19 protein-coding genes are annotated in these 19,008 nt (G+C 71.1%); 10 read left to right on the top strand and 9 right to left on the bottom strand.

Annotated elements, in window-relative coordinates; all coding sequences use genetic code 11:
* Window positions 1-411 carry an NADH-quinone oxidoreductase subunit A gene (locus B072_RS0102155; RefSeq protein WP_018528292.1) on the bottom strand — a complete coding sequence of 137 codons (411 nt, stop codon included), beginning with the start codon at window positions 409-411 and terminating at the stop codon, window positions 1-3.
* Window positions 412-605: 194 nt separating this feature from the next.
* Between B072_RS0102155 and B072_RS0102150 the strand changes: the two genes are divergently transcribed.
* From B072_RS0102150 to B072_RS0102130, 5 genes are all read left to right on the top strand, one after another.
* The gene (locus B072_RS0102150) at window positions 606-1,838 is read left to right on the top strand and encodes a sensor histidine kinase (RefSeq protein ID WP_018528291.1); all 1,233 of its coding nucleotides are present in this window, start codon (window positions 606-608) and stop codon (window positions 1,836-1,838) included.
* A gap of 157 nt (window positions 1,839-1,995) precedes the next feature.
* Window positions 1,996-3,423, top strand: coding sequence for a sensor histidine kinase (locus B072_RS0102145; RefSeq protein WP_018528290.1), 1,428 nt, complete (start codon window positions 1,996-1,998; stop codon window positions 3,421-3,423).
* Window positions 3,424-3,618: 195 nt separating this feature from the next.
* Window positions 3,619-4,278, top strand: a complete 660-nt coding sequence (locus B072_RS0102140) for a response regulator (protein WP_018528289.1) — start codon at window positions 3,619-3,621, stop codon at window positions 4,276-4,278.
* Window positions 4,279-4,566: 288 nt separating this feature from the next.
* Entirely contained in the window at window positions 4,567-6,504 is a 1,938-nt protein-coding gene (locus tag B072_RS0102135) for a 2-oxoacid:acceptor oxidoreductase subunit alpha (protein WP_026245369.1), read from the top strand.
* Entirely contained in the window at window positions 6,497-7,600 is a 1,104-nt protein-coding gene (locus B072_RS0102130; RefSeq protein WP_018528287.1) for a 2-oxoacid:ferredoxin oxidoreductase subunit beta, read from the top strand. The genes B072_RS0102135 and B072_RS0102130 overlap by 8 nt, the downstream gene beginning before the upstream one ends.
* Before the next feature lie 219 nt (window positions 7,601-7,819).
* Here B072_RS0102130 and B072_RS0102125 read toward each other — a convergent pair whose 3' ends face one another.
* The 3 genes from B072_RS0102125 to B072_RS0102115 form a co-directional block, all read right to left on the bottom strand.
* Window positions 7,820-8,056, bottom strand: coding sequence for a hypothetical protein (locus tag B072_RS0102125; protein ID WP_018528286.1), 237 nt, complete (start codon window positions 8,054-8,056; stop codon window positions 7,820-7,822).
* A gap of 399 nt (window positions 8,057-8,455) precedes the next feature.
* On the bottom strand, window positions 8,456-9,043 hold the full coding sequence (locus B072_RS0102120; protein WP_018528285.1) for a DUF6082 family protein: 588 nt from the start codon (window positions 9,041-9,043) through the stop codon (window positions 8,456-8,458).
* 227 nt (window positions 9,044-9,270) lie between these two features.
* Window positions 9,271-9,642: a winged helix-turn-helix transcriptional regulator gene (locus tag B072_RS0102115; protein WP_018528284.1), complete on the bottom strand. Its 372-nt coding sequence runs from the start codon at window positions 9,640-9,642 to the stop codon at window positions 9,271-9,273.
* Between the two features lie 138 nt (window positions 9,643-9,780).
* Between B072_RS0102115 and B072_RS0102110 the strand changes: the two genes are divergently transcribed.
* Window positions 9,781-10,638, top strand: a complete 858-nt coding sequence (locus B072_RS0102110; RefSeq protein WP_018528283.1) for an SDR family oxidoreductase — start codon at window positions 9,781-9,783, stop codon at window positions 10,636-10,638.
* 123 nt (window positions 10,639-10,761) lie between these two features.
* Window positions 10,762-11,739 carry an EamA family transporter RarD gene (gene rarD / locus B072_RS0102105; RefSeq protein WP_018528282.1) on the top strand — a complete coding sequence of 326 codons (978 nt, stop codon included), beginning with the start codon at window positions 10,762-10,764 and terminating at the stop codon, window positions 11,737-11,739.
* Here the strand turns inward: rarD and B072_RS47995 are convergent.
* Window positions 11,718-12,812 (bottom strand): hypothetical protein, encoded by a 1,095-nt coding sequence (locus B072_RS47995; protein WP_158689131.1) that lies wholly within the window; start codon window positions 12,810-12,812, stop codon window positions 11,718-11,720. The genes rarD and B072_RS47995 overlap by 22 nt on opposite strands.
* A gap of 128 nt (window positions 12,813-12,940) precedes the next feature.
* On the opposite strand from B072_RS47995, the gene B072_RS0102095 reads away from it, so the two are divergent.
* Window positions 12,941-13,390, top strand: coding sequence for a VOC family protein (locus B072_RS0102095; RefSeq protein ID WP_018528280.1), 450 nt, complete (start codon window positions 12,941-12,943; stop codon window positions 13,388-13,390).
* 34 nt (window positions 13,391-13,424) lie between these two features.
* Here B072_RS0102095 and B072_RS0102090 read toward each other — a convergent pair whose 3' ends face one another.
* A complete protein-coding gene (locus B072_RS0102090) occupies window positions 13,425-14,333 on the bottom strand; it encodes an oxidoreductase (protein WP_018528279.1) in 909 nt (302 codons plus the stop codon).
* A gap of 341 nt (window positions 14,334-14,674) precedes the next feature.
* Here B072_RS0102090 and B072_RS0102085 point away from each other — a divergent pair, with 341 nt between their 5' ends.
* Together B072_RS0102085 and B072_RS0102080 are read left to right on the top strand one after the other, a co-directional pair.
* Complete coding sequence (locus tag B072_RS0102085) at window positions 14,675-15,658, top strand: M28 family metallopeptidase (RefSeq protein ID WP_018528278.1); 984 nt, start codon at window positions 14,675-14,677, stop codon at window positions 15,656-15,658.
* Between the two features lie 168 nt (window positions 15,659-15,826).
* Entirely contained in the window at window positions 15,827-16,411 is a 585-nt protein-coding gene (locus B072_RS0102080; RefSeq protein WP_018528277.1) for a flavodoxin family protein, read from the top strand.
* A 7-nt stretch (window positions 16,412-16,418) separates the two neighbouring features.
* On the opposite strand, the gene B072_RS0102075 is transcribed toward B072_RS0102080, so the two are convergent.
* From B072_RS0102075 to B072_RS0102065, 3 genes are all read right to left on the bottom strand, one after another.
* Window positions 16,419-17,048, bottom strand: a complete 630-nt coding sequence (locus tag B072_RS0102075; protein ID WP_018528276.1) for an LUD domain-containing protein — start codon at window positions 17,046-17,048, stop codon at window positions 16,419-16,421.
* Between the two features lie 74 nt (window positions 17,049-17,122).
* Window positions 17,123-18,013 (bottom strand): ABC transporter permease, encoded by an 891-nt coding sequence (locus B072_RS0102070; protein WP_018528275.1) that lies wholly within the window; start codon window positions 18,011-18,013, stop codon window positions 17,123-17,125.
* Window positions 18,000-18,959, bottom strand: coding sequence for an ABC transporter ATP-binding protein (locus B072_RS0102065; protein ID WP_018528274.1), 960 nt, complete (start codon window positions 18,957-18,959; stop codon window positions 18,000-18,002). Before B072_RS0102065 ends, B072_RS0102070 begins: the two co-directional genes overlap by 14 nt.
* Window positions 18,960-19,008: the final 49 nt, after the last annotated feature.

Genomic DNA, 19,008 nt, shown 5'->3' with positions numbered 1-19,008 from the left:
TCACGCCCACGTAAGGACGCCCTTCTTGTATGCGTACAGCAGGCCCACGGCGAGGAAGCCGAGGAAGATGAACATCTCGACGAGGGTCGTCGCGCCGTATCCCGGCGCGGCGAAGACCGTGGCCCAGGGGAAGAGGAAGATCGAGTCGACCGCGAAGATCACGTAGAGGAACGCGTAGACGTAGTAGCGGACCTGGGTGTGGGCCCAGCCCTCGCCGACGGGGTCGACGCCGCACTCGTACGTGAGGAGTTTCTCCGGGGTGGGCACCACCGGGCGCAGCAGGCGTCCCGCGCCGAAGGCCACGGCGACGAAGAGCACGCCGACGACGGCGAGCAGTCCGACCACCGAGTACGACCGGAAGTAGTCGTGGGAGTAGTCCGCCGCGATGACGGTCACGGTCGGTCCCGTCACGTCTGCCGCCCCTCGCCTGTTCGTTGGTGGTTCGTGTTCGACGATCTGTACGGACACGGAGTCTAGGGCCTGTTAAAGGGACAGTAAGCAGCCCGGTGCCGCCCGGGGAGGCGGCGAGGTGGGGTTATCCCCCGTTCCTGCCGGGCAGTCCGCCTCATGGCGCGGCCCCGCGCGCGCAGGGCACTCTTTCGGTTATGACCGACCCACTCCACGCTCCCGACATCACGGACGGCGTCCCCGATGACATCGATGACGCCGAGGACGACCGTCCCGTGCTGCCGCCGGCGCGTTTCGCCTTCGACCGGCACACCTGGAAGGAGATCGCGTATCTCCTGAGCAGCTTCCCGCTGGCCGTCCTCGGTTTCGTGTACGCCGTGACGATGCTGGCGCTCGGTGCCGGTCTGACGGTGACGGTGATCGGCCTGCCGCTGATCGCGGGCGGGCTGCGCGGCGCGCGGCTGCTCGGCCGGGCGGAGCGGGCCAGGGCCCGGGCGCTGCTCGGGGTGCGGATCGAGGAGCCGAGTCCGCTGCCGGTGCGCAACGCGGGCGGGTTCTTCGCCTGGTTGTGGAACGGGCTGAAGGACCCGGTGGGCTGGCGCGCCGTGCTGTACGAGGTGATCCGGCTGCCGTGGAGCGTGCTGACGTTCGCGCTGGTGCTGCCCTCGCTGCTGGTGCTGTGGCCCGTGCTGCCGTTCATCGCGCGGGGCCTGACCAACGCCGACCGGGCGATGGTGCGCGCCCTGTTGTCGCCCTCCGACGAGCTGGAGCGGCGGATCGCCGAGTTGGAGTCGGACCGGGGTGTCGTGGTGGACACGGCCGCGGCCGATCTGCGCCGCATCGAGCGCGATCTGCACGACGGGGCCCAGGCCCGTCTGGTGAATCTGGCGATGGGGCTCGGTCTCGCCAAGGAGAAGCTCCTGGAGGGTCAGGCCGACGCGTCCGTGGCGCTCATGATCGACGAGGCGCACGGGGAAGTGAAGATCGCGCTCCAGGAGCTGCGCGACCTGGCCCGCGGCATCCACCCGGCGGTCCTCACCGACCGCGGCCTGGACGCCGCCCTGTCCTCCGTCGCCTCGCGCTGCACGGTCCCGGTGAAGGTGACGGCCGAGCTGCCGGCGCGGCCCGCCGAGGCGATCGAGGGCATCGCGTACTTCACGGTCTCCGAGCTGCTGCAGAACATCAGCAAGCACAGCCGGGCCACGCAGGCGAGCGTCGACGTGTGGCGCTCCGGCGACCGGCTGATGCTCCAGGTGCGGGACGACGGGGTCGGGGGCGCGAGCCTCGACAAGGGCACCGGCATGTCCGGTCTCGCGGAGCGGCTCGGCGCGGTCGACGGCCTGTTCGTCGTGGAGTCGCCGGAGGGCGAGGGCACGACGGTCACCGCCGAGCTGCCCTGGCGCGACCGCCCGGCCCTCACCAAGGGGTAGGGAAAACCCCCGGTCGAAGACGCCGACCCGCCGCATGGCCCCGCCGTCCGCCGCCGAGCACTCTGGAATCACGACGGGACACCCCGCACAAGGACCCCCGGCAGGACCCCCGGCAAGCAGCCCCCGGCAGACCCCTGGCAGAAACGGACGGCACTCGATGGCCACGCAGCAGTACGGATACCTCGATGAGGGCGCGTATGCGTACTCGTACGACGACGACCACGGCCCCGACCGCCACAGCGACCACGGCGCCGGCCCCGACCGCTACGGCGACCGGCCCCGCCGCGGCCTGAACCGGCTCCCGGCCTGGCTGCGCGCCCCGGTCGAGGGCCGGGCGTGGCGGGAGCTCGCCTACCAGCTGCTGTCCCTGCCGATCAGCGTCGTCTTCTTCGTGTGGACGGTGACGATGATGTCGCTCGGCGCGGGCCTGCTGATCACCTTCATCGGCGTGCCGGTCCTCGCGGCCGGGCTCGCCGGGGCGCGCGGCTTCGGCGCCCTGGAGCGGACCCGGGCGCGCGGACTGCTCGGTCTGGAGATCGGTACGCCGGAGCCGGTGCGGCCGCGCAAGGGCTCCGGCCCGATGGCGTGGATGGGCGCGACGCTCAAGAGCGGTGTCTCCTGGCGGCACATGCTCTACGGGGTGCTGCACTTCCCGTGGGCGACCTTCGCGTTCTCCGTGTCGCTGGCGTTCTGGTCGATGGGCTGGGCGCTGTTCACGTACCCGCTGTGGCAGTGGGTCTTCCCGATGTACGCGGGCGAGGCCGGCCTGCAGGTCTACGGCGACGAAGCCCACTCCGTCTATCTGAACAACCCCTTCGAGATCGCGCTCACCTCGCTGGTCGGCCTGCTCTTCGTCCTGGCCACTCCGTGGATCGTCCGCGCTCTGACGACGGTCGACCGTCTGATGGTCACGGGCCTGCTCGGCCCCTCCCGGCTCGCCTCGCGCGTGGTGGAGCTGGAGTCGGACCGGGGTGTCGTGGTCGACACGGCCGCCGCCGACCTGCGCCGCATCGAGCGCGACCTGCACGACGGGGCCCAGGCCCGCCTGGTGAACCTGGCCATGGACCTGGGCCTCGCCAAGGAGAAGCTCACCGAGGACCCGGCGGCCGCGGCCCGCATGGTCGACGAGGCGCACGGCGAGGTGAAGACGGCGCTGCAGGAGCTGCGCGACCTGGCCCGCGGCATCCACCCGGCGATCCTCACCGACCGCGGCCTGGACGCCGCCCTGTCCTCCATCGCCTCCCGGTGCACGGTCCCGGTGACGGTGGACGTCGACGGCTCGGTCCTGAAGGAGCGCCCGGCCCCCGCCATCGAGGGCATCGCCTACTTCACGGTCTCCGAGCTGCTGCAGAACATCAGCAAGCACAGCCGGGCGACCCGCGCGACGGTCGACGTGTGGCGGGCCGGCGACCGGCTGATGCTCCAGGTCCTCGACAACGGCGTCGGCGGCGCGGACACCTCCGGCGGCTCGGGGCTCGCGGGACTCGCCGAGCGGCTGGACGCGGTCGACGGGATCCTGCTGGTCGACTCGCCGGCCGCCGGGCCGACCCGGGTGACGGCGGAGCTGCCCTGGCGGCGGGCCTGAAGCGGCAGAAGTGACGGCAGGGGCTGGGCGGCACCGACACGGTGCCGCCCGGCCCTCGTGATGTGTGTCGGCGCCCTCTATTTCCGCAGCCTGGGGGCGTCGGGGTCCCGATCCTGGAATGCTGGGCCTGTCATGACTGGCTCCGGTGACCGGATTCGCCGGGGCGCTGGGGGGACGAGAAACGTGGAGGACAGGGTGCGGGTGGTCATCGCCGAGGATTCAGTGCTGCTCAGGGAGGGCCTGACCCGGCTGCTGACCGACCGTGGGCACGAGGTCGTCGCCGGCGTCGGCGACGGGGAAGCGCTGGTCAAGACCATCACCGAGCTCGGTGAGCAGGACCAGCTCCCGGACGTGGTCGTGGCGGACGTACGGATGCCGCCCACGCACACCGACGAGGGGGTACGCGCGGCGGTGCGGCTGCGCGCCAGATTCCCGCACCTCGGGGTGCTGGTCCTCTCCCAGTACGTGGAGGAGCAGTACGCCACCGAGCTGCTCGCCGGGTCGAGCCGCGGGGTCGGCTATCTGCTCAAGGACCGGGTCGCGGAGGTTCGGGAGTTCGTGGACGCGGTGGTGCGCGTCGCCGAGGGCGGCACGGCGCTCGACCCGGAGGTGGTAGCGCAGCTCCTGGGCCGCAGCCGCAAGCAGGACGTCCTCGCCCATCTCACCCCGCGCGAGCGCGAGGTCCTCGGTCTGATGGCGGAGGGCCGGACCAACTCGGCGGTCGCCCGGCAGCTCGTGGTGAGCGACGGCGCGGTCGAGAAGCACGTGAGCAACATCTTCCTGAAGCTGGGCCTGTCCCAGAGTGACGGGGATCACCGGCGTGTTCTGGCCGTTCTGACCTACCTGAACTCCTGAGAAACTGACACCCTGTCAGATATGAGCGGGATCGGACCACCCATCGGGATCCGACCTCCACGGCAGACCTAGAACCGAAGGACGAGCGAGGGGCGTCTTCCAGAACGCTTCGAGTGCGGCCCCAGGGGGCGGGCGGATCATGACAAAGCGGGACGACAGGCCGTCTCATTTCCGGGTCCAGCATGCAAATGCTCGGAGGAAGGTGACCCTTACAGACGTAGGGTGGGCCTTGGGAAGGCCGGTGGGACGGCCCTGCCCGCACAGCCGCCTCGAGGGAGGTCCAGTTCAGTGACCAGCCAGGTCAGTAGCGCAGCCGAGCAGGCCGACAGTGCTGTGGTCGGGGAACAGCGCGCACCTGCGGGTGAATCCAGCAAGGACGTACGGCGCCTGGACCGGGTGATCATCCGGTTCGCGGGTGACTCCGGTGACGGGATGCAGCTCACGGGCGACCGCTTCACCTCGGAGACCGCCTCGTTCGGCAACGACCTCTCCACCCTGCCGAACTTCCCGGCCGAGATCCGGGCCCCCGCCGGCACCCTGCCCGGCGTGTCCTCCTTCCAGCTGCATTTCGCCGACCACGACATCCTCACCCCGGGCGACGCGCCGAACGTGCTGGTGGCGATGAACCCGGCCGCGCTGAAGGCGAACATCGCGGACGTGCCGCGCGGCGCCGAGGTCATCGTCAACACGGACGAGTTCACCAAACGGGCGATGTCGAAGGTCGGTTACGCGGAAAGTCCTCTGGAGGACGGCTCGCTCGACGGCTACCACGTGCACCCGGTGCCGCTGACCACGCTGACGGTGGAGGCGCTCAAGGAGTTCGACCTCTCCCGCAAGGAGGCCGAGCGCTCCAAGAACATGTTCGCGCTGGGCCTGCTGTCGTGGATGTACCACCGGCCGACCGAGGGCACGGAGAAGTTCCTCAAGGCGAAGTTCGCCAAGAAGCCCGAGATCATGAAGGCCAACCTGACGGCGTTCCACGCGGGGTGGAACTTCGGCGAGACGACCGAGGACTTCGCGGTCTCCTACGAGGTCGCCCCCGCCGCCACGGCCTTCCCGGTCGGCACCTACCGCAACATCTCCGGGAACCTGGCCCTGTCCTACGGCCTGATCGCGGCCTCGCGGCAGGCGGATCTGCCGCTGTACCTGGGCTCGTACCCGATCACCCCGGCCTCCGACATCCTGCACGAGCTCTCCCGGCACAAGAACTTCGGCGTGCGCACCTTCCAGGCGGAGGACGAGATCGCCGGGATCGGCGCGGCGCTGGGCGCGGCCTTCGGCGGCTCGCTGGCGGTGACCACGACCTCCGGCCCGGGTGTGGCCCTGAAGTCGGAGACCATCGGCCTCGCGGTCTCCCTCGAACTCCCGCTCCTGGTCGTGGACATCCAGCGCGGCGGTCCGTCCACCGGCCTGCCCACCAAGACCGAGCAGGCCGACCTGTTGCAGGCCATGTACGGGCGCAACGGCGAGGCCCCGGTCCCCGTCGTCGCCCCCTGCACCCCGGCCGACTGCTTCGACGCGGCCATCGAGGCGGCCCGGATCGCGGTCACCTACCGCACCCCGGTGCTGCTCCTGTCCGACGGCTACCTGGCCAACGGCTCGGAGCCGTGGCGCATCCCCGAGGTGGACGAACTCCCGGACCTGCGCGTCCAGTTCGCCTCCGGCCCCAACCACACCCTCGACGACGGCACCGAGGTCTTCTGGCCGTACAAGCGCGACCCGCAGACGCTGGCCCGGCCGTGGGCGATCCCGGGCACGCCGGGCCTCGAACACCGGATCGGCGGCATCGAGAAGCAGGACGGCACGGGCAACATCTCCTACGACCCGGCCAACCACGACTTCATGGTCCGCACCCGGCAGGCCAAGATCGACGGGATCGAGGTCCCGGACATCGAGGTCGACGACGCGAACGGTGACGCGCGCACCCTGGTCCTGGGCTGGGGTTCGACGTACGGCCCGATCACCGCGGCGGTGCGCCGGCTGCGCGGCGCGGGCGAGTCGATCGCCCAGGCCCATCTGCGCCACCTCAACCCGTTCCCACGGAATCTGGGCGAGGTCCTGGGGCGTTACGACAAGGTGGTGATCCCCGAGATGAACCTCGGTCAGCTCGCCACCCTCATCCGGGCGAAGTACCTGGTCGACGCCCACTCGTACAACCAGGTCAACGGCATGCCGTTCAAGGCTGAGCAGCTCGCCACGGCTCTCAAGGAGGCCATCGATGGCTGAGACCCTGGAAGACACGGAAGGCACCGGGGACAGCGCGGACGCGGGGGCACGGTCGCTCCTCTCGCTCGTCCCCAAGGCCGAGGCCAAGCAGTCCATGAAGGACTTCAAGTCCGATCAGGAAGTGCGCTGGTGCCCCGGCTGCGGTGACTACGCGATCCTCGCGGCGGTGCAGGGCTTCATGCCCGAACTGGGCCTCGCCAAGGAGAACATCGTCTTCGTCTCCGGCATCGGCTGCTCCTCGCGCTTCCCGTACTACATGAACACGTACGGGATGCACTCCATCCACGGCCGCGCCCCGGCCATCGCGACGGGCCTCGCCTCCTCGCGCCGCGATCTGTCCGTCTGGGTCGTCACGGGCGACGGCGACGCGCTCTCCATCGGCGGCAACCACCTGATCCACGCGCTGCGCCGCAACGTGAACCTCAAGATCCTCCTCTTCAACAACCGGATCTACGGCCTCACGAAGGGCCAGTACTCCCCCACCTCCGAGGTCGGGAAGATCACCAAGTCGACGCCGATGGGCTCGCTCGACGCGCCCTTCAACCCGGTGTCCCTGGCGATCGGCGCCGAGGCGTCCTTCGTGGCCCGCACCGTCGACTCCGACCGCAAGCACCTCACCTCGGTGCTGCGCGCGGCGGCCGACCACCAGGGCACGGCGCTCGTCGAGATCTACCAGAACTGCAACATCTTCAACGACGGCGCCTTCGAGGTCCTCAAGGACAAGCAGCAGGCCGAGGAGGCCGTGATCCGCCTGGAGCACGGGCAGCCGATCACCTTCGGCGCGGAGGGCTCGAAGGGTGTCGTACGGGACGCGGTGACCGGCGATCTGACGGTCGTCCCCGTCACCGAGGACAACAAGTCCCAGATCCTGGTCCACGACGCCCACTCGGCGTCCCCGACCACGGCCTTCGCCCTCTCCCGCCTGGCCGACCCGGACACCCTGCACCACACGCCCATCGGCGTCCTGCGCAGCGTCGAACGCCCCGTCTACGACACGCAGATGGCCGACCAGCTCGACGCCGCGATCGAACAGAACGGCAAGGGCGACCTCGGCGCGCTCCTCGCCGGCGGCGACACCTGGACGGTCGTGGGCTGACACCCACCACCACACACGAGAGGGCCGGAACCCCGATGGGGCTCCGGCCCTCCCTTCATGCGTCGTCGACGCGACAGGCGAGCGGGATCAGCAGGCCGTACCGGCGGTCGGTGAGCACGATCAGATGTGCCTTGTGGGCTTCGTTCGCGAGCCGCCGCAGCTCGTCGGGAAGATCGTTCCCGTCCGGTGGCGCACGCGCGCACGCCGGGGCCGTACTGCCTACGCGTCGGGGATGTCCCTCTTGGCGCGGAGCAGCGTCTCGCGGGTGATCACCACGATGCGTTCATAGTCGGCACGGGCCGCGTCAGCGGGAAGTTCGGAGTCCAGTTTCGCGGTGGCCTCGGTCCCGATCACGGCGAAGTTGCCGTCGTTCAGCTCAAAGATGTCGGGGCAGCTCTCACCGGTGACGCTGCCGCGCAGCCGAGGTGAATCTCCAATGCGGCGGAGGATCTTCACAGGTGGACCCCTCCCCCGTCGGCGATCCGGTACGCGAAAGGGCTTAGGGATTTCCAGAGCGTCGACACGGACGATCTTCCTCCTGAGCGGGCCCGGCCCGCCTAGGAGGTTCACTGTCCAGGCCCCTGCGGTAGGCCTCTGGCCACTGAATGTTTGAGGGATGCACGGGCGTCGCCCGCACCGGAAAAAACGAGGTGGGGCCGGTCAGGGCACGAATTTCACCCCGAAAGGAGGTACTTTGAGGGTACTTTTCAACCAAAACCGGGCAACCACAGCGGGGTCGGCAAGGCGCAAGCTCTCCCCCCGAGAGCGAGCCTCGTCCGACCCGACCCGAAGTCAAGCGCAGTCAGGGCGGGGACGCGCCGGAAACGGGCTCCGGGACAGAACAAGTCCCGTCGATCACCGCAGCCGCTGGTCCGGCATCGTGTCCACTCCGTCTACGCCATCCACCGCCGCGGCGGAGTCCGCGCTCTCGACCTCCTGTCCGACCACCCACCATTCGTCCGGCTCGTCGGCAAGTTCCTCCATGAGCACGTCAACGGCGTGACCCGCTCTGCCCTCCAGCGTGTGCGGAGGCAGGCTTCTGCGGTGCTCCGTCGTGCGCTGCCAGTAGTCGGCGAAGACGGTGTTGCGGCACAGGATCCGCAGGTGCCCGATCAACTCCTCCCAGTCGAACATCCCGACACGGTGCGCGAGCAGCACCGTCGCGTACTCCCGGTTGGCGAACAGGAGTTGGCGGCGCTTGCGGTCCGTGACGTCGGGCAGGGTGCTGAGTGTCGCGGCGAGTTCCGGGTCGTCCATCGCCTGGCTCGCCTGTTCCACCACCAGGCGGTGGTACTGGATCAGGTTCGCATGGCGGATCTCGCGCTGGAGGGCGACGAGTTCGCGTACCAGCACCGCGGCCAGTTCGTCGTCCCGCCCGCGGCGGCCGAGTCCTCCTCGCAGCCGGGCACCGAGCCTCCCCAGCTCCGGCTTCCATATGGCCATGTGAGAGCAAACCCCCGAGTCGGCGCAGTGGGTTGAGCATCCTCCTCCAGAGTGCCGAGCGGGAGCGGGCGGCGCGGGAGGCGGACAGGGGGCGCACAGAGGGATGGCGGGTTTCGGGTTCGGTGTAGACCGGCGCCCTATCGGGTGTGTGCCCCTTATGTGCCGTGGGCATGCCGGGCCGAACGGCACGGAGTTCCCCAACAGCCCTACACAATGCGCCAGTTACGTCAGGACGACGACCCGGCCGACCGGAGCTCGTCGTACGCCGCCCGCGCCTCGGCCACCGCATCCATACGTCGCTCGGTCCACTCCGCGAGCGCCCGCACCTGTTCAGCCGCCTCCCGGCCCAGCCCGGTGAGGGAGTAGTCGACGCGCGGCGGGATCACGGGTTTGGCGTCGCGGTGGACGATGCCGTCGCGTTCCAGGGTCTGCAGGGTCTGCGTCAGCATCTTCTCGCTCACCCCGCCGATCTCCCGGCGCAGCTCACTGAACCGGAACGAGCGCCGCTCGAGCGAGAGCAGCACGAGGACTCCCCAGCGGCTCGTGACGTGCTCCAGGACGAGGCGCTGCGGGCAGAGCCCCTCGCCGCTGGACTCCATCCACCGCCGCACCTGGCTCACACCACCCGCTTCACCACTTACTCCCATGCCAGTACCTTACTTCAAAGTGGGTACTTACGAATCGACAGTGTGGCTCGTACGGTGAGGGAGAACCCCCCACCGAAGGAGATTTCAGACATGAGCCTCGTCGTCACCGGAGCCACCGGCCAGCTCGGCCGCCTCGTCGTCGAAGGGCTGCTCGCCGCGGGCGTGCCCGCCGGGGAGATCGCCGCGGTCGTGCGCAGCGAGGAGAAGGCGGCCGGTTTCGCCGCGCGCGGTGTGGAGCTGCGCGTCGCCGACTACAGCGCGCCCGAGAGCCTGGCGGCCGCCTTCCGCGCGGGCGACCGGGTGCTCTTCGTCTCCGGCAGTGAGGTCGGGCAGCGCGTGGCCCAGCACCGGGCCGTGATCGACGCGGCGAAGGCGGCCGGCGTGGCGCTGCTCGCGTACACCGGGGTGCTCGGCGGGCCCGACGCCGACTTCACGCTCGCCGACGAGCACAAGGTCACCGAGCGGGCGATCCTCGACTCCGGCCTGCCGTACACGTTCCTGCGCAACGGCTGGTACCACGAGAACTACACCGGCATGCTCGCCCCGGTCCTGGAGCACGGCGCCGTCGTCGCGTCCGCGGGCGAGGGCCGTGTCGCGTCCGCCTCGCGCGCCGACTACGCGGCGGCCGCCGTCGCCGTGCTGACCGGCGAGGGCCACGAGAACGCCGTGTACGAGCTGAGCGGCGACGAGGCGTGGTCGCTCGCCGAGTACGCGGCCGAGGTGGCCCGGCAGTCCGGCAAGGACGTCGTCTACCGGGCCGTGACCCCGGAGCAGAACCGCGAGGTACTGGCGGGCGCGGGCGTCCCGGCCCCGTTCGTCGACGTCCTCGTGGACGTCGACGCCGCCATCGAGCGCGGGCTGCTCGCCCGGCGCAGCGGTGATCTCGCGCGCCTCATCGGCCGCCCCACGACCCCGATCGCCGACGCGATCGCCGAGGCCCTGAAGTAGCCGGGAGGACAGGGCCCTCGCGTCAGGACCGTATGACGATACGGGAATGACACACTCCGCCCCGCGGCGCTACCTTCTTCGTGGCCGCCGCGGGGCTGCCGTGCGTCTGGAGGAGGGGCTGCGTTGGCCGGGACCGAGAAGGAACAGCAAGGCCGAATAGGACTGTTCAACGGTTTCGCGGCGTACGGGATGTGGGGGCTCGTGCCCCTGTTCTGGCCGCTGCTCAAGCCCGCGGGCGCCCTGGAGATCCTCGCCCACCGGATGGTGTGGTCGCTGGTCGCGGTGGGCGTCGCGCTGCTCTTCGTACGGAAGTGGGGGTGGCTGCGGGAGCTGGTGCGCCAGCCCAAGCGGCTCGGGCTCGTGACGATCGCCGCCACCGTCATCACCGTCAACTGGGGCCTGTACATCTGGTCCGTGAACGCGGGCCATGTGGTGGAGGCGTCCCTCGGCTACTTCATCAATCCCCTCGTCTCCATCGCGCTCGGCGTGCTGCTGCTCGGCGAGCGGCTGCGGCCCGCGCAGTGGGCGGCCGTGGGCACCGGTGTCCTCGCGGTCCTGGTCCTCGCCATCGGGTACGGGCGGCCGCCGTGGATCTCGCTCGTCCTCGCCTTCTCCTTCGGTACGTACGGGCTCGTGAAGAAGAAGGTCAACATGAGCGGCCTCGAATCGCTGGCCGCCGAGACCGCCGTGCAGTTCCTGCCCGCGCTCGCCTATCTCGTGTGGCTGGGCGCACAGGGGCGGTTGTCGTTCGCCGAGGAGGGTCTCGGGCACGCGGCGCTGCTCGCCTCGACCGGGCTCGTGACGGCCGTGCCGCTGGTGTGCTTCGGCGCGGCCGCGATCCGGGTGCCCCTGTCGACGCTCGGGCTGCTGCAGTACCTGGCGCCGGTGTTCCAGTTCGTGCTCGGGATCGTCTACTTCCACGAGGCGATGCCGGCGGAGCGATGGGCCGGGTTCGGGCTGGTGTGGGTGGCGCTGGTGGTCCTGACCTGGGACGCGTTGCGCACCGCTCGGGCCGGGCGGGTTCGGCTGGCCCGGGCGGTGGCCGCCGCGGAGGCCGGGGCCGGTGAGACCGGGGCCGTTCAGCGCGACCCTGTCGTCTGAGGGGCCGCCTGTTCGTCCGCCGGGCGCCCCTCCGGGTCGCTCGCGGCCGGCCGGACCTGACGGCCGAGGCGGTCGATCGTCGCCGCCACGATCCACAACAGGGCCAGATCCAGGCCCAGTTCGGTGACCGCCGCGAACTGGGCGACGGTGAACTTGAAGACCTGGCCGCACAGGATGTCCGTGAGCAGCGCGCGGCGCAGGAGGCGGTAGGGCGTCGCCGGATCGTCGGTGGGGCGGCGGAGGCGGACCGCCGCCGCCACCCCGAACGCTCCCGCGATCACCGCGCTGATCATGACGCCGACACGGGCGCCCCACTGCGGATCGCCGTCGAGGCCGCCGCCGAGCAGGGCGACGGTCGACCACAGGGCGAACACCGTCGCCTCGATCACCACCCACAGCACGGCGACGGTGACGGCGGGGCGGCCGTGGGCGACGCGGCGCAGGGCGCGTTCCCGGCGGATCAGGGTGCGGCGGAGGCGGTCGGCGGGGCCCGGCGCGCGGTCCGGCAGGACGTCGAGGAGCTGGGCGAGAGCCCGGTCGGCGGGGTCCGCCGAGTCCGCGACCAGGCGCAGCGCGTCCCGGCGCTGGTCGCGCGTGAGCCCCGAGGTGATGCCGGTCAGCGCCAGGTCGGCGGCGTTGGCCGTGCGCTGCGCGGCGGTGAGCGGAGCGCGGCGGGCCCGCCGGTGGACCAGGCGGGCCAGGAGGACCAGCAGGACGAAGGTGAGGTAGATGATGCCGGCGGCCGGGCGGTAGAAGTAGCCGGGCTCGTCGGTGATCTGCTTGCCGACCTCGTCGATGAACAGGCCGAAGCCGACGCCACCGATGAGGCACGCGCCGAGCCGGGCCGTGCGGCCCAGGAAGACGACCGCGAGCAGCACCGCCGCCGCCATCAGCAGCCCGCCCCACAGCATGTGCGCGATGTGCAGCCGGCCGCCTCCGCCGAGCTTCGGGTAGCCGGCCCACGCCAGGAGGAAACGGGTGACCAGAACCGTGCCGATACCGGTGACGGCGAACGTGGTCAGGCACGCCACGGCGCCCACCCCCCGTACGAGACCACCTTGCCGCGCCCGCATGATGTGCTCCCTTCGCCGCGCGATGGACACCAGGGTGCGGCGGGGAGCGGCGGCGGCGAATCCGGGACTACCCCGATGCACCCCTCAACTTCCCCTGAGTTGTCAGTGGTTGGCTCTATAACGGACGCATGACTCTTCACTGGAAGCTCGTGGTGGACGCCGCCGACCCGCATGCCCAGGCCACGTTCTGGGGCGCCGCGCTGGGCTACGAGGTCGAGGACAACGCGGCGCTGATCGAGCGGCTGCTCGGGTTCGGGGCGCTGCCCGAGGAGGCGACCGTGGAGTTCGCCGGTCGGCGGGCCTTCCGGGATCTGATCGCCGTGCGGCACCCGGACGACCCGGTGGAGGCGGACACCGGCACCGGGCTCGGCCGGCGGATCCTGTTCCAGCGGGTGCCGGAGGCGAAGACCGTGAAGAACCGGCTGCACATCGACGTCCACGCGGGCCAGGGACAGCGCGACGCCGAGGCCGACCGGCTGGCCGGTCTCGGCGCGCGCGTCGTGGAGCACGTGAAGGCGCAGGGCGGCGAGTGGATCCTGATGGCGGACCCGGAGGGGAACGAGTTCTGCGTGCAGTGATCCCTCGTCGCCGGGCGCTGTGCCGCCGGTCCGGTCACGCGTCGAAGTCGGTCCCCCGCGACACCTTCTCCCACGCGGCGATCTCGGCGCGCACCGCGTCCAGGTGACCGACGAGGGCGTCCACGCCGTCGCCGCCGAGCGGGAGACGCAGCGGGGTGTTCTCGGCGTCGAGGGCGAGCAGGATCGCGGCGGCGGCCTTGGCCGGGTCGCCGGGCTGGGAACCGTCGGAGCTCCGCACCATCCGCCGGGTCGCCCCGGCCGTCTCCTCGTACGCGGGCATCGGCTCGGAGAGATACGCGGCGCCCTTGCCGAAGAGGTTGGTGCGGAAGGCGCCGGGCTCGACGATCAGCACCTTGATGCCGTACGGCGCGACCTCGGCGACGAGCCCCTCGGAGAGCTGCTCCAGGGCCGCCTTCGTCGCGCTGTACGCGCCGAACCCGGCGAAGGAGAGCTGCCCGCCGATGCTGCTCATGTTCACGACGGCCCCGGCGCGCCGCTCCCTCATCCGCGGGAGCAGCGCCCGGGTCAGCCGGGCCGGCCCGAAGACGTGCACGTCGAAGAGGTCGCGGAGTTCGGCGTCGGTGGTCTCCTCGAAGGCGCCGACCTGGGTGCGGCCCGCGTTGTTGACGAGGACGTCGACGTGGCCGTGGCGGGCCAGGACCTCGGCGGCGACGGCGTCGACACGCTCGCCGTCGGTGATGTCCAGGGAGACGGCCTCCGCCCGGCCGGGGTGCGCCGCGACGAGGTCGTCGAGGGCCTCGGCGCGGCGGGCCGTGCCGATCACCGTGTCCCCCGCGGCGAGCGCGGCCTCCGCGACGGCGCGCCCGAAGCCGCTGGTCGCGCCGGTGATCAGCCAGATCCTGGCGGTGTCGCGGTCGGTGTCGCGGTCGGTGTCGCGGGTGGTGTCGCGGGTGGTGTCGCGGGTGGTGTCCTGCTCGGTCATGTCAGGCCCTTTCGTGGCTCAACTGTCCACCGGGGCTTCCCCGTTGGCGATCCCCATCCTTGGTCAGGGCGGCGCCGGGCGTCCAAGACTTCCTTCCATAACCGGCGGTTATGCGCGGGGCGGCGGTGCGGGCCGCGGCCTGCCGGTGCGCGGCCGTCCCGTTCCGGACACGTACGCGCCGGAACGGTTCGATGTCGTACGACCTCAGGCCCGGCGGCCCCGACATGCGAACACCCCTGACCGGATTCCGCTCTTGACCCTGCGTCAGGTTCGCCAGGACCATCGGGCCGCTCGCTTCCCCGTACGTCCGCAGCACATCCGAGGAAACAGGAGCCCCCCACATGCGCCTGCACCCCACCCGCGCGCGCCTCGCGGCCGCCGCGCTGCTCGCCGCCGCCGGACTCGTCGCCGCGTCCGACACCGGCGCGAGCGCTACAGCGACAGCGACAGCGACAGCGACAGCACCCACGAGCGCCGCCGCCCTCGCCGCGCCCGACATACCCGTGGCGAACATCAAGGCCCACCTGACCCAGTTCCAGTCCATAGCCACCGCCAACGGCGGCAACCGCGCGCACGGCCGCCCCGGCTACAAGGCCTCCCTCGACTACGTGAAGGGCAAGCTGGACACCGCCGGGTTCACCACCTCGATCAAGCAGTTCACCTCGGGCGGCCGCACCGGCTACAACCTGATCGCCGACTGGCCGGGCGGCGACCCGAACCAGGTCGTCATGGCCGGCGCCCACCTCGACAGCGTCACCGCCGGGCCCGGCATCAACGACAACGGCTCCGGCTCGGCCGCGACCCTGGAGACCGCGCTGGCCGTCTCCCGCGCCCAGCTCAAGCCCGCCAAGCATCTGCGGTTCGCCTGGTGGGGCGCCGAGGAGCTCGGCATGGTCGGGTCCAGGAACTACGTCAACTCCCTGACGACCGGGGACCGTTCGCACATCGCGGGCTATCTGAACTTCGACATGATCGGCTCGCCGAACCCGGGCTACTTCGTCTACGACGACGACCCGGCCATCGAGAAGGTCTTCAAGGAGTACTACGCGGGCATCGGCGTCCCCACGGAGATCGAGACCGAGGGCGACGGCCGCTCCGACCACGCCCCGTTCAAGAGCGCGGGGATTCCGGTCGGCGGCCTGTTCAGCGGCGCCGACTACATCAAGACCTCGGCGCAGGCCCAGAAGTGGGGCGGCACGGCGGGCCGCGCGTTCGATCCCTGCTACCACTCGTCGTGCGACACGACGTCGAACATCGACACCACCGCGCTGGATCGCGGGGGTGACGCGATCGCGTACGCGGTGTGGGGGCTGGCGGCACAGTAGGCCCGCCCCGCGGCCGGGTCGGGTTTCGGGTGCGGGCCCGGTGGGGCTTCTCGCGCAGTTCCCCGCGCCCCTGAAGCATGCGCTCCGCGCAGCTTCCCTTCCCCCGCATACTTGCGCGTGCATATACTGCACGCGCAAGTACATCCCGTACCGTACCGAGGGGAAGCCATGCCCACCCGCGATTTCCTGTTCGTCCTCGGCAGCAGCCGCCCCGACGGAAACACCGAGATCCTCGCCCGCAAGGCCGCCGAACAGCTCCCCCCGGACGTCACCCAGCGCTGGATCGACCTGTCGAAGACCCCCCTCCCCGACTTCGAGGACCTGCGCCACGACAGCGACCACGTCCGCCCCGAGGGCGACAACACCGCGCTGCTCCTGGACGCGACGCTCGCCGCGACCGACATCGTCATCGCCTCGCCGCTGTACTGGTACTCGGTCTCCGCCGCCACGAAGCGCTACCTGGACCACTGGTCGGGCTGGCTGCGCACCCCGGGCATCGACTTCAAGAAGACCCTCGCGGGCCGCACCCTGTGGGGCGTCACCGCGCTCGCGCACGAGGAGTCCGAGGTCGCGGACCCGCTGATCGGCACCCTCAACAACTCGGCCGCGTACATGGGCATGCACTTCGGCGGCGTCCTGCTCGGCAACGGCAGCAGGCCCGGCGACGTGCTCAAGGACGAGGAGGCCCTGCGGAGCGCCAAGACGTTCTTCACGCGGGAGGCGCCGCTCGCCCGATTCCCGTACGAGCGGTAGCCGGTCGTCAGAAGCCGATGGCTTCGCGCAGCAGGAGGACGGTGCCGCGCCCGGGCCGGTGCTCCGCGTGGAGGACGAGGAGCCGGTTGACGGCGCTGGGCCAGCCGTAGGCCTCCTGGGTGCGGGCGCTCTCCAGCGGGAGGCAGTGGTCCTCGACGCGGCGCAGCGCGGTGCCCAGGTCCGGGACCACCTTCTGCGCCCCGACGACCCAGATCGCGCGGGCGGCGCCCCCGGCCTGGCCGGGCAGCTGGCTCCCGCTGCCCGAGGCGATCACGAGGGAACCGGTCTCGGTGACCGCGTGGACGCTGCTCACGACGACGTCGGGGACGGCCGTCAGCCGCCGTATCTCGTCCGTCCGGGTCGCACGGTCCATGGCCAGGACGCGCGGCCGGACGGCGTCGTAGCGGCCGCTGTCGTTGATGTCCTCGGCGATGCCGGACAGCCGGAGGGTCTCGCTGGCCCCGGTGAACACACCGGCGCCGGCCGGGATCAGGTCCGCGACCCGGGCCCGCGCGGCGGCGGCGTCGTCGAGGATCTCCACGGTGAAGCCGTGCGCGGTCAGCGCGGCGGCCGCCCGCACCAGGCGCTCTTCGGACGCCGGGGCGGTGAACGGCGCGGCGGGCATCGAGGTGGTCATGGTGAACTCCCTGTCGCTGGATGACGTGTACGTCCCAGTGGTTCGACAAGACAGCGCACCGGATTGTGAGGCGCCTACGCCGTGATGTCCTTCGCCGTGAACCGCGCCCACGCCGCCGACCCGAACACCGCCGCGTACAGCGCCTGCAGTTCCAGGTTCTTGACCAGTTCGTCCCAGTAGACCGGCTCCCGCATCAGGTCGGCGAAGGACAGCCAGTGGTGCGAGAAGAAGTACGGCTGGATCGCGTGGAGCTGGGGGATCTGGTCGAGGATCTGGACCGTGATCAGCAGGCCCACCGTCGTCGCCATCGCCGCGATGCCGCTGCTGGTGAGCGTCGAGACGAACAGGCCGAGCGCGGCGATCCCGACGAGGGAGGCCGCCACGACCAGCGCGATGAGGAACGCCCGCCACAGCCCTTCCGCGAAGCCGATCCGCGTACCGGAGATGGTGACCAGGTCGCCGAGCGGGAAGAGGACCGCGCCGGTGACGAGCGCCGAGACCGCCACGAGCAGGGTCGCCACGACGCAGAACGCCATCGTCGTCGCGTACTTGGTGAGCAGGAGGCGGGTGCGGCCCGCGGGGGCCACGAGGAGGTAGCGGAGCGTCCCGGCGTTCGCCTCGCCCGCGATCGCGTCGCCCGCGACGACGCCGACCGACATGGGAAGGAAGAAGGGCAGGGTCGCCGCGAGCGAGGTGAAGACGAGGAACAGGCCGTTGTTCGTGATCTGCGCGATGAACGCCGGGCCGCCGCCCCCGCCGAACGTCGAACCGTCACTCGTCTCGATCTTCACCGCGACGCCGATCAGGATCGGGACGCCCGCCAGGACCGCGAGCAGCGCGAGGGTGCGCCAGCGGCGGAACGTGGTCACCAGCTCGCTGCGCAGCAGACCGAGCGACCAGACGAGACGGACGGGCCGCGCCGACGTCCGTACGGGCGCCTTCGTGGGCGCCTCAGCCCGCGACATCGAAGCCCTCCCCCGTCAGCGCCACGAACGCGTCCTCCAGCGAGGCCCGCTCGACGCCGAAGCCGCGCACGCGCACGCCCGCCTCCACCAGCGCCGTGTTCAGATCCGCCAGGTCCGTCTCCGGGGGCGGCGGTTCGGCCGTCACCCCGTCCTCGGCGGTGTCGATGACCGTGATGCCGTGCTCCTTCAGTACGCGGACGGTGTCGCCCGTGTCCGGAGTGGTGACGGTGAGCTTTCCGCGTGCTCCCGCGGCGAGTTCGGCGACCGGGCCCTGGGTGACGAGGCGGCCCCGCGCCATCACGGCCGCGTGTGTGCAGACCTGCTCGATCTCGTCGAGGAGGTGCGAGGAGAGGAAGACGGTGGTGCCGTCGGACGCCAACTCCCGCACAAGAGTCCTGATTTCGCGCATGCCCTGGGGGTCCAGACCGTTCGTCGGCTCGTCCAGGACGAGCAGGCGGCGCGGCTGGAGCAGCGCGGCGGCCAGCCCCAGGCGCTGCTTCATGCCGAGCGAGTACGCCTTCGCCTTCTTGGCCGCGGCGGCCGTCAGGCCCACCCGGTCCAGCGCCTGCGCGACCCGCACCGTGCGGGTGCGCGGGTCGGCCGTGGGGTCGGCGGAGTCGTAGCGCAGCAGGTTGTCGCGGCCGGACAGGAACCCGTACAGGGCCGGGCCCTCGATCAGCGCGCCCACCTGCGGCAGGACGCTGCGCGTGGCGCGCGGCACGGGGCTGCCGAGCAGCCGGGCCGTGCCGGAGGTCGGCTCGATCAGGCCCATCAGCATGCGGATGGTGGTGGTCTTGCCCGAACCGTTCGGCCCGAGGAAGCCGAAGACGGCACCTTCCGGGACGGTCAGACTGAGCCCGTCGACGGCCAACTGGCCGCCGCGGTACCGCTTGGTGAGATCCCGGGTCTCGATGACCGGGACAGCCTCGTCGGCCGGCGCCGCCATGCCCCTCCCTCGTACGTGCCGGTGCGGGGGGCCTCGCGCACCGCCCCCC

It is taken from the genome of Streptomyces sp. HmicA12 (assembly GCF_000373565.1).
Lineage (GTDB): Bacteria > Actinomycetota > Actinomycetes > Streptomycetales > Streptomycetaceae > Streptomyces.
This window is presented reverse-complemented; position numbering and strand designations above follow the sequence as displayed.

Bases quoted from the DNA above. Each gene is read 5' to 3' on its own strand.
- B072_RS0102150 (WP_018528291.1), top strand. From the start codon at position 606: ATGACCGACCCACTCCACGCTCCCGACATCACGGACGGCGTCCCCGAT.
- B072_RS0102145 (WP_018528290.1), top strand. From the start codon at position 1,996: ATGGCCACGCAGCAGTACGGATACCTCGATGAGGGCGCGTATGCGTAC.
- B072_RS0102130 (WP_018528287.1), top strand. From the start codon at position 6,497: ATGGCTGAGACCCTGGAAGACACGGAAGGCACCGGGGACAGCGCGGAC.
- B072_RS0102120 (WP_018528285.1), bottom strand. From the start codon at position 9,043: ATGGCCATATGGAAGCCGGAGCTGGGGAGGCTCGGTGCCCGGCTGCGA.
- B072_RS0102115 (WP_018528284.1), bottom strand. From the start codon at position 9,642: ATGGAGTCCAGCGGCGAGGGGCTCTGCCCGCAGCGCCTCGTCCTGGAG.
- B072_RS0102110 (WP_018528283.1), top strand. From the start codon at position 9,781: ATGAGCCTCGTCGTCACCGGAGCCACCGGCCAGCTCGGCCGCCTCGTC.
- B072_RS47995 (WP_158689131.1), bottom strand. From the start codon at position 12,812: ATGCGGGCGCGGCAAGGTGGTCTCGTACGGGGGGTGGGCGCCGTGGCG.
- B072_RS0102095 (WP_018528280.1), top strand. From the start codon at position 12,941: ATGACTCTTCACTGGAAGCTCGTGGTGGACGCCGCCGACCCGCATGCC.
- B072_RS0102090 (WP_018528279.1), bottom strand. From the start codon at position 14,333: ATGACCGAGCAGGACACCACCCGCGACACCACCCGCGACACCACCCGC.
- B072_RS0102085 (WP_018528278.1), top strand. From the start codon at position 14,675: ATGCGCCTGCACCCCACCCGCGCGCGCCTCGCGGCCGCCGCGCTGCTC.
- B072_RS0102080 (WP_018528277.1), top strand. From the start codon at position 15,827: ATGCCCACCCGCGATTTCCTGTTCGTCCTCGGCAGCAGCCGCCCCGAC.
- B072_RS0102075 (WP_018528276.1), bottom strand. From the start codon at position 17,048: ATGACCACCTCGATGCCCGCCGCGCCGTTCACCGCCCCGGCGTCCGAA.
- B072_RS0102070 (WP_018528275.1), bottom strand. From the start codon at position 18,013: ATGTCGCGGGCTGAGGCGCCCACGAAGGCGCCCGTACGGACGTCGGCG.
- B072_RS0102065 (WP_018528274.1), bottom strand. From the start codon at position 18,959: ATGGCGGCGCCGGCCGACGAGGCTGTCCCGGTCATCGAGACCCGGGAT.